General features: G+C 44.7%; 11 protein-coding genes. 3 read left to right on the plus strand and 8 right to left on the minus strand.

Features of this window, described 5'->3' with window-relative positions; all coding sequences use genetic code 11:
- Position 1: 1 nt before the first annotated feature.
- The 6 genes from IQ254_RS10925 to IQ254_RS10950 form a co-directional block, all read right to left on the minus strand.
- Positions 2-1,396: a metallophosphoesterase family protein gene (locus IQ254_RS10925; protein ID WP_193966190.1), complete on the minus strand. Its 1,395-nt coding sequence runs from the start codon at positions 1,394-1,396 to the stop codon at positions 2-4.
- Positions 1,397-1,587: 191 nt separating this feature from the next.
- Positions 1,588-3,288, minus strand: coding sequence for an alkaline phosphatase family protein (locus IQ254_RS10930; protein ID WP_193966191.1), 1,701 nt, complete (start codon positions 3,286-3,288; stop codon positions 1,588-1,590).
- 235 nt (positions 3,289-3,523) lie between these two features.
- On the minus strand, positions 3,524-4,933 hold the full coding sequence (locus IQ254_RS10935) for a GumC family protein (RefSeq protein WP_193966192.1): 1,410 nt from the start codon (positions 4,931-4,933) through the stop codon (positions 3,524-3,526).
- Between the two features lie 121 nt (positions 4,934-5,054).
- Entirely contained in the window at positions 5,055-6,155 is a 1,101-nt protein-coding gene (locus IQ254_RS10940; RefSeq protein ID WP_193966193.1) for a polysaccharide biosynthesis/export family protein, read from the minus strand.
- 141 nt (positions 6,156-6,296) lie between these two features.
- A complete protein-coding gene (locus IQ254_RS10945) occupies positions 6,297-7,445 on the minus strand; it encodes a glycosyltransferase family 4 protein (protein WP_193966194.1) in 1,149 nt (382 codons plus the stop codon).
- A 79-nt stretch (positions 7,446-7,524) separates the two neighbouring features.
- Positions 7,525-8,739 carry a glycosyltransferase gene (locus tag IQ254_RS10950; protein WP_193966195.1) on the minus strand — a complete coding sequence of 405 codons (1,215 nt, stop codon included), beginning with the start codon at positions 8,737-8,739 and terminating at the stop codon, positions 7,525-7,527.
- A 1,435-nt stretch (positions 8,740-10,174) separates the two neighbouring features.
- On the opposite strand from IQ254_RS10950, the gene IQ254_RS10955 reads away from it, so the two are divergent.
- The 3 genes from IQ254_RS10955 to IQ254_RS10965 all read left to right on the plus strand — a co-directional run bounded on the left by IQ254_RS10955 (position 10,175) and on the right by IQ254_RS10965 (position 13,926).
- A complete protein-coding gene (locus IQ254_RS10955) occupies positions 10,175-11,551 on the plus strand; it encodes a flippase (protein WP_193966196.1) in 1,377 nt (458 codons plus the stop codon).
- Positions 11,552-11,654: 103 nt separating this feature from the next.
- Positions 11,655-12,614 (plus strand): glycosyltransferase family 2 protein, encoded by a 960-nt coding sequence (locus IQ254_RS10960; protein WP_193966197.1) that lies wholly within the window; start codon positions 11,655-11,657, stop codon positions 12,612-12,614.
- A 25-nt stretch (positions 12,615-12,639) separates the two neighbouring features.
- Complete coding sequence (locus IQ254_RS10965; protein ID WP_193966198.1) at positions 12,640-13,926, plus strand: O-antigen ligase; 1,287 nt, start codon at positions 12,640-12,642, stop codon at positions 13,924-13,926.
- A gap of 323 nt (positions 13,927-14,249) precedes the next feature.
- Here IQ254_RS10965 and IQ254_RS10970 read toward each other — a convergent pair whose 3' ends face one another.
- Together IQ254_RS10970 and IQ254_RS10980 are read right to left on the minus strand one after the other, a co-directional pair.
- On the minus strand, positions 14,250-15,170 hold the full coding sequence (locus tag IQ254_RS10970; protein WP_193966199.1) for a sulfotransferase: 921 nt from the start codon (positions 15,168-15,170) through the stop codon (positions 14,250-14,252).
- A gap of 667 nt (positions 15,171-15,837) precedes the next feature.
- A complete protein-coding gene (locus tag IQ254_RS10980; protein ID WP_193966201.1) occupies positions 15,838-16,344 on the minus strand; it encodes a hypothetical protein in 507 nt (168 codons plus the stop codon).
- Between the last annotated feature and the right edge of the window lie 176 nt (positions 16,345-16,520).

Raw genomic sequence — 16,520 nt, forward strand, 5'->3', positions numbered from 1 at the left:
ACTAGGCAGCACACTGGTTTTGGGTGTATTCAAAGGAATCTAAAACCACTGGTGGTTGGCCATCGCCTCTTACCCCAAAGGTCTCAACCGCCAAATTTTCTGCTGAAAAATGCAGCTTAGTAAACACATGCATAGTGTTGTCTCTAACAGCAACCCAAGGGGATGGATCGGCCTTAAATATGGAAAAGCTGCCACTCTTGTTGCTTTCCTTGCCGCTGGGGCTAGTCTTAAGCCAGGTTACACCATCTTCCATGGTGTAACAGGTTTTAGATTGAGAAGTCGGACGATTTTTCTCAGGTACATCTACTAATGGGTAGGTTCGTTCAAAAGCCTGGTCATGAGATGACAGCACCAGCTTTACGCCAAGTGATTCAAATAACGGCCCTAGCTGCGATCGCAATGCCAAATTAGAAGGGTGACTAGCCCCTTCAGCAAAAGCCGAAACATGCATAAATGGAATAATCCAGGTTTGGCCTGCGGCCTGAGCAGCCAAAATATCTTGCCTAATCCAATCCAGCGCTTGCGGTTCTAACCCCTGTTGTTCAAAAACAGCAAAGACTGAGACAAAATGGGCATTACCAACATCGAAAGAATAATTTCCCCTATTAAGGGCATTGTCAGGTATGGCGAATCGGTTAGCCCATGGCGTCATATTCTCTTGCAGCTGAGTTTCATGGTTGCCATAGGTAGGCATCACTACTGAGCGGGTGAACACGGGTGCCATCTGATTCAACCAGACGTCGATCGAAGCTTCTAAAGAACCGTATCGTTTATCTGTATTGTAGTAGGCATAGTCACCACCAGCTAACGTCAGTAATGGATGCTGTGCAGCTATGGCCTCGATAATTTTCTCTACCCCAGTGCCCAGACCGTCGCGGCGTCCGATCAGACCTGTATCAGCAAAATAAATAGCATCAAAGTCACTCTCACCGATAGGGGGAGAAGTTCTCAGCTCAAAGGTATCGCTCCAAAAGCCTTGAAGACGATCTCCTTTGAGACGATACTCATAGGTAGAATTTGCCAACAAGTTGCGAAGCTCTACCTCATGGCGAGCACCGTTAGAACCAGAAAAATTCTGATGCCCCACAGCCATTTTCCATTCAGACTCTCCTAGCTGTCGATATCCAACCACTGAAGGAGTATAAATACGGCGGGTATGCCAACGCAGATTAATTGAATTTGCCGAATTTCCATCCCACGCAAGATGGATCTGATCCGGTTGCTTCAAAAAAAGGCTAATGATCGTACCCCGAACATGTATTCTATCGCCAATCACTTGATATACCGCCACCGACCCCAGCAGCAATACAGTCAAAGCAAACAAAATGACAGGCAACCTAATCTTCTGAAAGCTGCTCCGATTAAGCAATTCACGCAAAGATAAAAGCAGTCTCACAAATCACCTCAAAAAGCCAGAGCTATGCCACTGTTCCAAAGAGTCTTTCAAGATAAATCTCAAGAATCTTTTAACAGCAAACCCTCAACGATCCTGTTTGCAGGACAAAATCTGTCAGCTTAGAGAAACCCAAAATCAAACACAGCAAAAATTCAGCAAAAAAGTTAGAGGACACTCTTAAAAATAGGTTTCTATACCTCCGTCCCAGCCTTAGCGAGAACAACATGATCTATAGGATGGCCGTCAAGATGATCAGGGATGGAAACATCAAGCAGGCTAAGCATTGTAGGAGCAATATCAACGGCTTCAACATCGGGAGCAATACTTCCTGGTACAATTCCCGGCCCCTTAGTAATCAAAAATCCTTTCGGGCGATGCCCACCCGGACGATGGTGCAGCAGAGGGCCAATACGGCCAAATCTCGAGCTATCAGCTACATCCACTGGAGCACCATTCTTATTCCATAAAATAACCAGATCTGCTCCAGGCATCCGTTCACGATCATTGTCTTCGGTAGGATAGCCACGAGTTTTAACAACTTTATCCACTAAGGGCTGACCAGTCCTAGAGTCCTTCAGATCGTAGAGAACTTCAATAATTTCCTCGCAGAGGGCGTCATACTCTTCAGGCAGCACAATGCCATCACGCTCTCTTCCCTTCAAATTAATACGAATATGCCCATCTGCAAAGGCTGGCAATGCAAAGGCTTTCATCTCAGGCCATAGAGGTGAATACCACATCCCGGGCATCCAAGCAGCAGCTACTGAATCCCTACGCAATGCCCAAGGAGAACTTAAACCATTGACCTTATCAGCTAAGAATCGCTTAGGTAAGAACCGCTTAATGCGCTGCCAGACTGGATTACTCTCATGGTTTTTAACCCAGTTTTCTCCCTCCCAAGAGCGCCTTACGGGCTGAGTGATCACTGCCGGTGGCACAGTTCCTACTTTGCCTGGAGCCAGAGCCACTTTCCCTGGAAAATTAAACCTGTACATTAGCTCTGGGAGTACTCCCATACTCAACAGGTCGGTAACGTTATTTCCCATGCCATGCACGGAGAAACAAAACACAAAAGCATCATCTGGCACATCTTCTAAAATCTGGCCAATAGACTGATCAACCTGCTCATAAATAGCCAGAGTCGGATCAACATCTTCCCCAAACTTTCTGCGCCAGGCATCATGAACAGGATGATCAGGTCGGCTGAGGTGAAGGAGATCATGCCCTGCGCTATGAGTTTCTGGAAAAGCAGCTAAAAATAAATCCCAGTCGTCTCTACCGAGCAGATCACGACAGATCTGAGTGCGCGTGCGAACACTTCTTTGTAATGCCGGATATAACCACTTGACATACTCAGCGTCAGACCAGTGACCATCATCGTTATTGAGAACTTCATTCTTGCCATACTTTTGATTAATCTCATCTAAGAGACTAGCTGGCTTAGAATGGCTAGGGGTGAAGGGATAATGCCCACCCCAAGCAAGCACTTGTAGCCCATCTACTTGCTCTGAAAGCCCCGTAGCTGGCAAATCAAATATAGCAACTTTGTGCTCTTTACCAACAGCATAAAAAGGTGGATACTCGTTAAAATCAGCAGCTACTTCTTCCTCATCGCGGCTGATATTGTAAGATTGCGGATAAAATTTTGAAGTATCCCAGAATCCAGTTTTGTCAGGGCGACACCCCGTCCAAGTCATTGTCCATAGCCTTTCGGTGGAACAGGTTTCAGTAGGCTGACCAGCATAATTTACAGTGTTCTTTACATATCCATAAGAACCCTCTTTCATAAGCTTCTGAATATTTTTGAGATATCCTTTCTGCATCCACTCTTCCATTAGAACTGGATCTGCAGAGTCAATACCGAACCCAATAATAAGTCGCTTTGATGACATTTTTTACCTACTGACTCTAAAACATTAAGGTACTAAGGCCAGACACACTTAATTTGAAGAATGGACGTACTAAATCTGCCTTAAAAAATAGCTTACATTGTAAAAACGAAAGCTTGCTGTCTAAAGAAAAACTTTTTAGTAAATTTAACCCGAGAATGTAAATTAAAAAAGTTAGTTGAATTCTCGATTTTAGCGAGAGAGTAAATCGTCTCGAAGAAATAGCAGGAAAACCATGTTAGTTCGACAAATCAGATGACCTCCTAGCGTAAACTGAATCATTCAGCTCCAGCAAAAATATAACCGTCGTTGCCAGTAATGCTCCGACAAGAACACCCATAGCAATTACTAGAAATCTTCTCACAGACAAAGGATTTTGGGGCACTACGGCAGGTTCAAGCACCACAACGCTACCAGATGCCTGGTTCTCAGCAATCCTTAAATCTTGCCGTTTTTGTAAAAGGGACTCATACCCTTGCCTGGCCACTAACAACTCACTAGCCAACTTCTCTTGCTGCTGTTCTAGGAAGGGGAGTGCATCAGCTTGCCTGTTATAGGCCTCCCGCGCATCGGACAAAACTGCTAATCTTTGGTCTAAACTTAAACGTTCAATCTCAGCATCAATGAGAGATGCAATCATGGTCTGGCGCTGGTTACTAACTTGAAGGTGACGGCTAGATAAGGGTGTCTTACCACTGGGCACAATAGCATCAACCTCCTCACGCAATAGCTGACTTAGATTATCCTCTTGATTCCTAAGGTTCTCCACAGTTGGACTATTGTCAGTGTAAAATCCTCGATCTACTGCCAGTTGCTGTTGAACCTCTTGAAGGCGCAACAGCGCGCCTTGTACGCCGGTAGCCTGACTCAGATCGCTGACGATTATTGCCTCCTGAGGTGTCAGGCTAAGCCCGCTGCGCAATTGACTAGATCTAGAAATAGCCTCTTGAAGAGCTGCTCGAGTAGTTAATATTTGTTGGTCCAGATCCTGCATCAAAGCGACCATCGACTGAGCTTGAGAATCAAGTAGAACAACATTGTTCTCTTCTTTGAACCTTCTAAGCGCTTCATCTGCACGCTGTACATCTGCTTCTGATTGAGGTAATTGTTGATCAATTAATTCTCGAGCCTTAGTAGCCTGAGCGAGGCTCGATTCAAAATTTCCTTGAATATATACATCAGTAACGGTATTGACAACGGCAGCAGCCTGTTCAGGATCGCGACTTTCGTAGGATACCTGTACTACATCGGCTCCAGGCAAAACCTCAACGGTAAGATTTTGACTAAGGGCATTGGGATTTAGAAGAGAACCTTCTTCATTGGTGAGGCTGAGAATGTCAATGACCTCTTCCAAAAGGGGTTGAGAGGAAATGATTCGAGTTTCAGTAACCAGAGGATTCTGGTTATTGACTAAAGTATCTAGATCTTCGCTGCCTTCTCCCAATCCTGTCAGAGCAGGAGTACGACTAATGCGAAATAATAGTTCAGCACTTGCCTTGTACGTAGGCTCTAACCGTAATGACATGAGAGTAGCTATTGCTAGTACCGCAAAAAAGGTCAGCGCTGCAGGCAACCAGTGATTTCGAGCTGCTCTCACATAAGATCCGGGACTTATATCTAGTTGCTCTCGATCCTGAAAAGTTTCCATAATGACGATCCTTAGAAATCTTCCTCACCACTTGATGAGTCTTTGACTTAGCCCTTAGAGATGCCCTGATATAAGCATATACCGGAGAAAATATTTGGTATGTACTTAGTTTTTAATACAGTTAGTCGTTGCCGTCAATAATCCTCACAAAGTCAAAAACGCCTCGCAAAGGTGAAAATATCTGATCAAGGGTATCCGTTACACTGGTCAAGGCTGATCTACCTACGAGGATCGTATCGTTAGGGCGCATTGCAGGGTTCGTTTGATCATTGACACTGGCGGCAAAATCAACTGCAATGCTGCGATCAGATACGGTACCATCAGGATTAAGGCGAACTAATCTGACAGTTCCCCTTGAGGCCCGGATTAAATCAAATCCGCCAGCAGCCAGTAGTGCTTGATTCAATGGAGTATTTGGCTTGATCTGGACTACGCCAGGGTTACCAACTTCACCAACTACATATACGTCAATCGTTTCTGGAGAGAAATTAGCAGAGGCTACCTCAGTAATCTCTGCATCATCAACTAACGAAGCCTCAGGCACGATGATGGTATCTCCATCCCGCAGTGTCAAATCTTGACTCAGGTCTCCTTGACGCAGTAGATCCCATAGATTGGCATTCAGGTACTCGCCATCTCCCCCCATGGGTGCAGGGCGATAGACCTGCACATTGCGAACATCAGCAAGTTGAGTAATCCCACCGGCTTGACTAATAGCGGTAGTCACATTGATGCGTTGGTCGCGGTCGCCCTGGGCTGCCCGCTCAACTGTGGCAATGCTATAGGTACCAGGCCGATTAACCTCTCCGACAACAGCAATCTGCAAGGGTCTAGGGCGCTGGACATCTAAGGTAACAACGGGGCGGCGCACGAAAGCCTGATAGCGTTCCTCAATTGCTCGACTCGCTTGGGTCAAAGTTAGACCATTGACATAAATGGAGCCAACCAAAGGCAAGTTGAGAGTTCCATCGGCTAAGACCCCATATTCCTGGCTGTAGTCTGGCAAACCAAAAATATCCACGACCACACGATCTCCATGACCTAAAGTGTAACTGCTAAGCTGACTAGCTCTCTCAGGGGCTAGCAAGACCGATCCCGAGGGCTGAACGTCAAACTGACTGACGACTATGCCCGAGTCATTCTGTCTTTCCTCAGCCACACCTTCAGGGACAAAAAGAATAGATGTAAATATTGCAAGGAAAACTGCTGTAATTTGCTTCATTGCTCAAATATAAAATCTAGTGATTAATTGGCTTTACAAAGCTCTAATACTATATCCTAAAATCACGGCACATACCCCTCCACTTGACAGCGACTACTAATGCTTTATCAATACCCGAGTTGTAGTACATTATCAATTCCTTTAAACAGTTTGAGGCACAGCCTCAATGGCAGCTCTATATACCTCTAAATTATCTCTAGTAATCCTGTCCCAGTTGTAGGTAGAAAGCACATACTGTTGCGCATTACTAGCTAAACTTTCCATATACTTGGAAGAAACTAAGGCTTGAGCAATCATGGCTTTGCAAGACTCTACACTACCTGCATCAAATAGAAGGCCGCGATTCTTGCCCAAAAGTTCTCTATGGGGTTCAATATCACTTGCCACTACAGGAACACCTTCCGACATCGCTTCTAGCATAGCTAGCGGTAATCCTTCCACATCTGATGGTAAGACAAATAATCCAGCCCCTCTCATTAACTCTGCCAACTTAGCTCCACCTAACAAGCCCGTAAACAGTATGCTGGAATCTTTTGCTACCAACCGAGAGATTTCAGCTACATAGGGTAGTGAACCACTGTTTCCACCGACTATGACTAGTTTCCAGCCAGATGGAGGTAAGCTCTTAAATGCTTGAATTAAGATATCAAGACGCTTTTCAGGTACAAGACGACCTAAAAATATGATGTACTTCTTTTTCTCCAGCCCTAGTGAAGCTCCGTAGGTAAAAGATTCGTCAGTAGCCTCATAGCTAACAGGAGCATTAGGGATATAAACTGTGCGGTAGCCATAGGTATCCTGGAAATACTGCTGTAGCTGCTTAGACACAACAACTATGGAGTCAGCATACTTAACCGCCATTTGTTCCCCAGACCGAATAAGATGACGAGCAATTTTACCCCACTTAGATCGCTGCCAATCTAAGCCATGGCAAGTAACCACTACTTTAGCTCGTGAATAGGCCAGCTTTGGCAAACTGGCAAACAGTGCTGGGCCAAGAGCATGAAAATGGATAACATCATAATCTCGCCCTAGCGATGATACAAAGGCTGCCAAAGCAGAGCTAGCTAGGGCATCAGAACCTTTAGTCGTTGGTGCGGGCAAAGAAATCACACGAATGCCTTTGTAGTCATGGCTGTGAAACCATGGCTGGCTGGTATAAGACGCACGGGCAAAAAAATCAACCTGATGACCTAGAGCCTGAATGCGAGGATACAACTCGGAACATTGGTGTTCAATACCACCTTGGAGAGGTGGCAAACCTTTAGCACCAACAACCGCGATCTTCATTCTTGTTCTCTCCTCGAACTTTACAAGCGCTTCAGAAACTGTAACCCAAAATCTCGCAAGAGGCTGCCACAAAAAGACTTTAGTCAGTTTTTCGCCTTAACTGTAACCTCATCGTGTTATAAATTTCTTCGATCACGACATTGGCATGGTAGGGTTTAGCAGCCTTTGAGCAAGCTTCAGCCGGGAAGTCAGTCGGATGCTCTAGGATTACCCTAAGGCTTTCTGACACTGTATGTGGATCTCGTTGGGTGGCTACGACACCACTGCCAGAAGTCAGAAGATGGGGAGTTTCACCACAATTAGTAGTCATTACAGGTGTTCCACAAGATAATGCTTCTAAAGCAACCATCGGCAGTCCTTCGTAGATACTGGTTAAGGCAAATACACTAGCGGCACGATGAACTGCAGCCATCTGTGGTGGACTTAACCGTCCCAAAAAAGTAACCTGACGACCTAAGCCAAGTCGTTTAACTTCGGCCTTGATGTCAGCTTCTAGTTCCCCAGCCCCCGCCAGTAGTAAATGGGCTGATGCCATTTGAAGCTGGGACAGCGCTCGAACCAGGAGGAGCGGATCCTTCTGAGGATGGAATCGACCGGCAAAAAAGATAAATTGCGTTTCACTAGCCAAACCCAGTTCCTGGATGAGTTTTAGCCGATCAGCGTTCTTATCGGCAGTATCCGAGAAGGAGAAAACATCGGTATCAACTGTGTTTTTAACTAGCCTGAGTCGCTCCGATAGATTGGGGTAACGTGCTTTATAAAACGTCAGTGAGTCAGTATTACAGGAGAGAACATCATCAAATCGCCTAATTAGACTTTCTTCCAGCCAAAAATAGACCTGTGGCAGGCTTCGCCAAAGAATAGCATGCGCTTGATCAGCACCGTACATCTGCTGGTGAATATCATTATGTACAAACAGCGTTTTCCTAGCTGATACGCCACTCACGGCCAAGGATGGTTCAAGGCGATGAAAGTGCATGAAGTCTGCATTGAGGAGTTTTCTAGCCTTAGCTAAGGCTAGCGTGTACTTTAAAGTAGTGGGTATAAATCCTCTAACGTTATCATCTCCTAAATCAATAATCGGTAGGAAACGTATGGTCTTACCCTGAAAGCTTCGCTCATACCAGTGTCCTAGACTATAACCCCCAGAAGACAGCCCCCCGACCACTCCAATGTCAAAGTCTTTCGGAGAGTACTTAATAAAATTATTAATAACCGTTTGTATACCCCCAATACTAGAGTGCCAGGGGTCGTACTGGTAGAAAATAAGTAACGATGGCTTTTCAGATGCCATAGTGACGATACCTTAAGAATCGCAGGAACAACCTAAACAAACCGCGATGCAGGATATCTGATGCAAGATATCTATCGAAAATTATGTATTCTGCGATCACAATCTACATAAAGCGCAAGTTCAAATCTGAAATGCATCAACCTAGCTCAGAACCGCTGCCAGCCCTTGTGACTATTGTGGCAGCAGACACTGTATGCCCCATCAGCCGCAGGCATTGTAGCGTATTGTGGGTCTAGTGACAGATCCTAACTACAAGCAGTTTTGAGCAGGTGATGCACTTTACTCTAGAATTAGCGAAGGTAAACGGAGCGATCGCCTTTTCAGACCAACTCTCTACAAACGAAAATCACACCCTTGGACTCTTTGCACAAGCAAGCTAGTACTCGAAGGCTAAAATATGTCCACCGTTCCGGATCGCTTGGCTCCCTAGCTCCCCTGCTGCTCCCTAACTCTAAGAAATAGTATCTAAACTTGCGCCGTGGAGTACTAGCACCTTACCTCATCGAAAATATTCTCTCCTAGCAGGCTACTCCATACTCAACTTATCTTGATCACTTCATAAAAGCTTCAAGTTCGAGTTGTCAATTGTGAAGATAGAACAATTATAACAAATGAGCTTTCGGATCTGTTATTCCATAGAACGAGCGTATGACACTGCGATAACAATTTACTATTTCAACTCAACAGGTTTAAAATTGCTAAGGTTAACTAGTCTAGTCTAGAGAGCAGACAGGGTTTAGGTTATCCTTGACCTAGGATGCCAGCTTGAGACAAATTCCCCGGAAGCGTTTCTAATCAGGGCTTTCAGTGGTTTTTGAATTCCCTCAGTATACTAAACTCAGGAGCCAGAGTTTGAGTAGCTTAGGCATTTAGTCGGTTGCCTGATCCTTTGACTTTGAGAAGAACTTAGGCAAACACTGCTTAGCTTTTTCGATGGCGACTTTGTATCCAGAATCTTATGCATAGATAATGATCAATAAAATAACCGATAAATATAGATTTTATTCCGAAATAGCTCCGTGACAAGATATCAGTTTATTTTACGTATCCAATCAAGAATTTGGGTGGATGATCGCATTTATCTGACAAAATAGCAAAATCTATGAGGTAGCCTATCTAACTTCAACTTATGCTAGATAATTTTGCTGCGTAATACACAGTCTGATTTGGTTCAGTATCCTATTTATCTATAGTAAACACTGTCTTTGAAAGATTGAAGCTAGCAGGGTACGGCATAAGTTAGAATGACTGGCAAACATATACAGAACTAAGGAGATGCTAGAAAAATAAGGGGGGTAGAATATGTATAACTGCCACCGAGCAGTTAAGATAATTTGAGATAATTTTCCTTGTCTGAAAGGTTGTGGCTACAGCTGAAAATCAACGATTTATTGCGGCAAGATTTAAGAGCTAAGTTTTATTAAGACTAGTATTTATGATGCTGAAAAACATTATCTCAAAGGTTCAAGATAAACTGAAGAATGACAAAGTTTTCAGCTCGTTATTGCGAGGATCAAGTGTTGTTCTATTGATTCAGATCTTGGGCCGAGGTATTGGATATTTTGACCAAATAATTTTAGCCCGTTGGATGGGAGCAACAGATTACGGCTTTTACATATACATTATTTCTTGGGCAACCCTGGTTACAACCCTTCCAAAACTAGGGCAGAGAGGTTCCGTTGTACGCTTTATCCCTGAGTTTAGAATAAAAGAAGAGCCTGGAAGGTTGAAAGGAGTTGTCCAGGGTAGTCTTGGCATGACAGCGTTGGTCAGCGTTGGTTTAGCCCTTATAGGTACTGCTATAGCGTTTATTTTTGAATCCCAGGGGCAAACCATCAATTTGCAGGCAACTCTAATCGGCATTTGGGTGATGCCGCTAATGGCTTTGGTTGATTTGTCGATGAGCATCCTTCAGGGATTTCGCCGTATGGCAGCTGCGTTTATTCCCCTTACCTTAGTCCGGCCAATGCTGGTATTGATTGGGGCCTCCTCAATATATTTCTGGGTACAAGATGGTACTCCTTTGAGCACCACTACTGTTTTATGTATTACTTTTATATCTTTTGTGGTGATTTTACTTCAGCTACAGTGGATGATTCACCGTGAAGTGAGAGCTTTCGTGGGAGATATGCCCGCGATTTATGAAATACGTCGATTGTTGCGAGTATCGCTGCCGCTGCTTCTGGCGACTGGATTTGGAACAATATTAGTCCAGTCTGACATTGTTATGATTGGACTAATAAAAGGGCCTGAGGATGTTGGTTTCTACAATGCTGCTGTTAGAACTGCTGCGATCATAGGCTTTCTTTTAACTGCTGTATCAGCAGCAGTAGGGCCGATGATTTCAGCTGCCTATGCCGAGGGAGAGCCAGTCAAGTTACAGCGGCTAATAACAAAGGCAAATCAGATACTGTTGATCCCTTCCCTGGCCATTGTAGTGGCAGTAATATTTTTATCAGAACCTTTATTGCGTAACTTTGGGCCTGAATTTGTATCGATGCGATGGGTACTCATTGTTTTAGCTCTAGGACAATTTGTTAAGGCTAGCAGCGGCCCTATAGGACTGCTGCTAGATCTGACGGGTCACCAAGATGAAAGTGCCCGTCTCAGAGGAATGGCAGCATGCTTAAATATTTCACTCAATCTAATTGGTATTTATACTTTGGGTGCATTGGGTGCTGCCCTGGCAACACTAACCTCAATTATTTTCGAGAGAGCTTATATTGACTATGTGGTTGTTAAGCATGTTAATGTAAGTCCTTCCTGGTTTTCTTCAATTAATAGGCGTTTGCAGTCGATAACAAGACAATAATATATTCTGGTTTATGACTTATGGCGCATACCTAATATATGTATATTTGTGGATGATTGGGGTAGTAACTTATATAGGCTAAGTATATTCTGGGAGAATTTTTATGGAAAAGCCTTCGTTAATTAGCGTCGTTATTACTACCTATAGACGGCCTAAGCTTGTGCTAAGGGCGATCGAAGGTGCGCTGCGACAAACTTTGACCAATTTTGAAGTCATTGTAATTGTAGATGGCCCTGATCCTGAGGCAGAAGCAGTATTATCTACAGTTCAAGATTCTAAGTTTAGGTTTGTAATATTACCGCAAAACGTTAGGCTTGCTGGAGCTCGTAATGCCGGAGTTAAGGAAGCGAAAGGGAATTGGGTCGCCTTTCTTGATGATGATGATGAGTGGATGCCTAATAAGCTAGAGCTGCAGCTTAAAGCAGCACTTAACTCTCAATATGCCTGCCCAATTGTAGTTAGCCGTTTCATTAACAAAACTGAGGCCGGAGAATCTGTTTGGCCCCGGCGGCTACCTCGTAATGCAGAGCCATTGGGTGATTATTTGTTTGTGCGCCGTGCATTGTTTCAGGGAGAAGGGGCTTTTTTGCCATCAACTTACTTCACTACGAAGGAACTATTGATCGAGTTTCCTTTTGAGAACAACAAACATGAAGACTACGACTGGCTTCTCCGAGTCAGTGCCAATGGTCAGGACGTTGGAATTGAGTATGTGGATGAACCTTTAGCCATTTGGCATTCGCATGTAGGCGTAGGGGAGCAGCGGCTGAGTCAAATCCCAGATTGGCGTTATTCTTTAGACTGGGTCCAGTCAGCCCGGGATCTCATGACACCTAGAGCCTATTCGTCATTTTTAATGACAAATGTTGCATCTCCTGCCGCTGAACAACGAGACTGGTCTGCTTTTGGGATTTTGCTCAAAGAAGCTGTGCAGAAAGGCAACCCTAGGCTGCTCGATTTTTTGTTGTATTTGGCAATGTGGCTAGTGTCGGGAGAACAGCGAGAAAAAATTCGTGCTACGTTTACTAAACGTAAATCTGCTAAGTCTGCAAGCATTACGTAGAAGTCGTTCAAAAAGATTATCAAAAATGCGAATATTTCAACGATTGGAATATGGCTTTACGGTCTTTGCACTATTTTTGTACACGTCCTCAATTCTTGCGCTGGTGCTTTCGAGAGGCGCGGTTACGCAAGGTGAGACCGTTAATTTTAACTCCAGCTTAATTTTGCTAATCTTTTCACTGACTTATTTAGTGATAGGGATATTGGTAATATGTCGATGGAAAAAATTTCTGAGATCGTTACGAGGAGAATTTGTAATTTTACCCATACTGGCTTTTGCAGGACTATCGTACTTTTGGTCTGACGCCCCGGATGTAACTCTGAGACGCTTGGTAGCTATAACTGGCACTAGTTTATTTGGACTGTACTTAGGATCGCGCTACAGCATTCGCCAACAGCTACATTTATTGGCTTGTTCTTTTGGGTTAATTGTGCTAATCAGCTTGGCTTTCGTGATAGCGTTGCCAAGCTATGGAATCTCTTCGGGATTGCATGAAGGTGCATGGCGCGGGGTATTTATTCATAAGAATGGCCTTGGTATCAGCATGGTGACTAGCGCTACTGTTTTTGGTTTGCTTGCAGTAGGAGAAAAAGAGCGCCGCTGGCTGTATTGGATGGCTTTTTTTACTTCAGTTGCATTGATGTTAATGGCGCAATCAGGCACCGCCATTGTAACGTTATCCGTCGTCCTACTGGCCTTACCTGTGTACAGAATTTTTACTCTAAAAGGCTCACTAAAAATCACTTGGAGTCTACTGGCCATGCTCACAGTACTAACAATACCGATTGGATTAGTGTGGGCTAACCCAGAACAGTTTCTAGCCTTGATAGGCGAGGATGCAACCCTAACAGGACGGACAACTATTTGGGCCATCGTGATTGATACGATTAGTCAAAGACCAATTTTAGGCTATGGTTACGAAGCATTTTGGCGTGGATTGTCTGGCCCATCAGCAGTGTTATATTACGTAGATCAGATTACAGCTGCTCATTCTCATAATGGTATTCTTGAGCTGTGGACGGGCTTAGGTTTTGCTGGGGTAGTAATTTTTGTCTCCGGCCTATGGTTAAATTTTTTGAGAGCGATAACCTATCTTCACTCAGATACCTCAGCTGAAAGCTACTGGCCTGCTGCATATTTAACGACTATGGTCTTAGTCAATATAGCAGAGTCAAATATTCTGCAGTACAACGAGCTTAAATGGGTGCTCTACGCTGCTGTTTCGATATCGCTGGCCAAATGGATTACAGCCCGTAAAGATATGGCTAGGGGACATATCACGGATGCGGGCAGTACAGTAAATCCAATATAGCGGTTCTCATGCGGATAAGGTCAAACGAAGCAATTGGGCCTCGCAAACTCAGTGCATTGACTGCTGTCCTTTCAGCACACAGGCATACAATCGAAAACCCCATCATTATCCGCCTCGACTAATGCCTTTACAAGTTGGAGTTGTTCCTCAATTACAAGAAACGCAATAATGTAGAGTCATCCTGAATTTCCTCTACTTTGATCGTACCTCGTCGGTCTAGGAAACGCTATAATTGCTTAGCAGAATGACCACCATAAATATAGGATTAACTGACTTAAAGCGGATAGATCCCTGACAACGCAGTAGTCAGCAGCATATATTATTTAGCACTGGTCAAGCAATAGTGTCATCCGAACCGGTTCCTCGCTAATAGTTCTCCCGAAATGTCGATTTAGCCATTGAGTACAATAGCCACCAAAAACATCGGAAAGCTCCTCCATTAAGATACTATACTTAGAGCACAAGTGGTCTTTGACTTCCTTTGGAATCTCAAGATCTGGAGAGGAATTTGTGACTGCACTGATCTGACAATATTCAGAAATCTTGTTTACATCACCTCCAAGAAAGGTAACTATTTCCTGGAGAGTAGCTAGAGGATGTTCGGTAATTGCATCCAAAAAACTAACCATAATTTTACCAGACTGAGAATATTTCTTATAGCGCTCTAAAGTCTCCAAGTAATTTAGACGCTGAACTATTTTTGGACTATCTAAGTAATTAATAATACTTTCAATATCTGGTAATGTCCGCCCCTCACGTAAATAACTTTTGCGATAGCTTGACCAGGTTCTTTCAATTGGGTCTCGCATCAAAAAAACGGTCTTTAGACTTGGGAATAAGCTATATATTCTGGCGATATCAACATCCTTCAAGAGCATATACGCCGGAGTAATTTCTCCTCGAATTCCATTCATGCTATCAAATAGAGAGAGATACCATTGATCATCATATTTTTTGGGAAAGTAGTACTTTAGCATCCAAGCAAGTTCTGCTGCATCTCTATTTCTTAGGGAACGTAGACATGAAGTCCTAACGCCGCTCCGCCAACTAGATTGTTTTATCCTAGCTGCCAAACCATCGCTCGCCAACTTATTTGGCGAAGGATAATCCGTACTCCGGTCAAAGTAATGAAGCTCTTTGGTTCTTGGTAGCTGAAAGTCTGGATGCTCTGCGAGTCTTTCATGAAGCCAAGATGTACCAGATCGTGGCGCTCCTATGCCAAGAAAATGGATTTCGTCAACCATGTATTTCCTCAACTCCTGATATTCATGCGTACTAAGATGTCCAACTTAAAGAGGGTGCAAGTTTTGCTAAATAATGGCTTGGCTTGCCGAGACCTCCCCAACAATCTAGTAAGTAATACCTAAATGTCAAGGTGATATTACAGAAAGTTGGTAGATAGGTAGGTAATCCCTGTCTAGGGTAGCAATCGTATAATGAGTTACATTTAGGGGCGCTAGCATTACGGTAAGGGGAAAAATCACCCCGAGGTCAGCGTTAGGCCACCGCCCCCTGCGAGGCCCGAAAGCTTTATCCAGCAGAAGGTTGCTGCGCTGTCCATGGGGTAATTCCCCTGCCTGCCAAGCCTGTGGGGCCAGCTTATCGGGCTAAGATAGTCATCCCCACCGCTATCAAGTGATAGACCTGCCAACCGTCGAGCCCGACGTGGTTGAGTATCGATTGCATAGTCTGAGGTGCCCGTGCTGCGACACGGTTGTCAAACCTATGCCGCGACTCGGTTGAACCGGCCTACGCCTTCCCATGCAGGGTGCTATTGCTACGGCAAGACACCGATGCAAACCTGGAGTGATAGCTTGCATCTGGCGAAAGCAAAACAGCTTGACCACTATGTGGAAGCGTAAAGATAAAAACCAAACATGAGCTGATGCTCTTATACATGTCTGATATGCCTCAACTGTCAGATAACGTTTGATTTATCATATTTGGCGCCAACTCCTGCTGCACAGCAAGGCCAATATTGAGCGCTTCCTGCAAAAACTGCCGATACTCGCTGGCCTGGTGGTTGACCTGGAGTGCTTGCAGCGTCGCTAAGTTAGTCTCGATCGTATTGAACAGCTCCTGCTGTCGCTTTATTAGCGCCTGGTGGCGGCGCAGTATTTTTTCGGTCATCAGAGCTGAAACCAGACTGTCACGGGTGGCCTGGAGGGCAACTAGTATCTCACCAGGCTGGGAACCCTTGGCAGCGGTAATCTGCGCTGCATCTAGTTCTGCCATCACCTGTAAAGCCTGGATGATGTCGTTGTGGCGATCGCACTCATCGAGCAATCGGGCCAGGGTAATGAAGGTCTTCGCCCGACGCCATTGGTAGATATGCCAAGCGATGGCACCTAGCGCGATCGCCCCCGCAGTCGCCAACAGCAACATCCCATACTGGTTAAACCCTGCCCGGTTGCGCACCAACACCAGGCCAATAAGTAGGCAGTTGAGATTAAATGTAAGATAGCAGGGTAGCCAGAGTGCCCTCAAATGCCCGCCCCATTACGCATCATTTTGACCGAGGAAGAAGACCGCACGTTAAGTGAACTTCGGGAGGCTCAGACAGTTCCCTATCGGACGCGTGACCGAGCGCATAT

Source organism: Nodosilinea sp. LEGE 07088 (assembly GCF_015207395.1).
In the GTDB taxonomy this organism is placed as follows: Bacteria; Cyanobacteriota; Cyanobacteriia; order Phormidesmidales; family Phormidesmidaceae; genus Nodosilinea.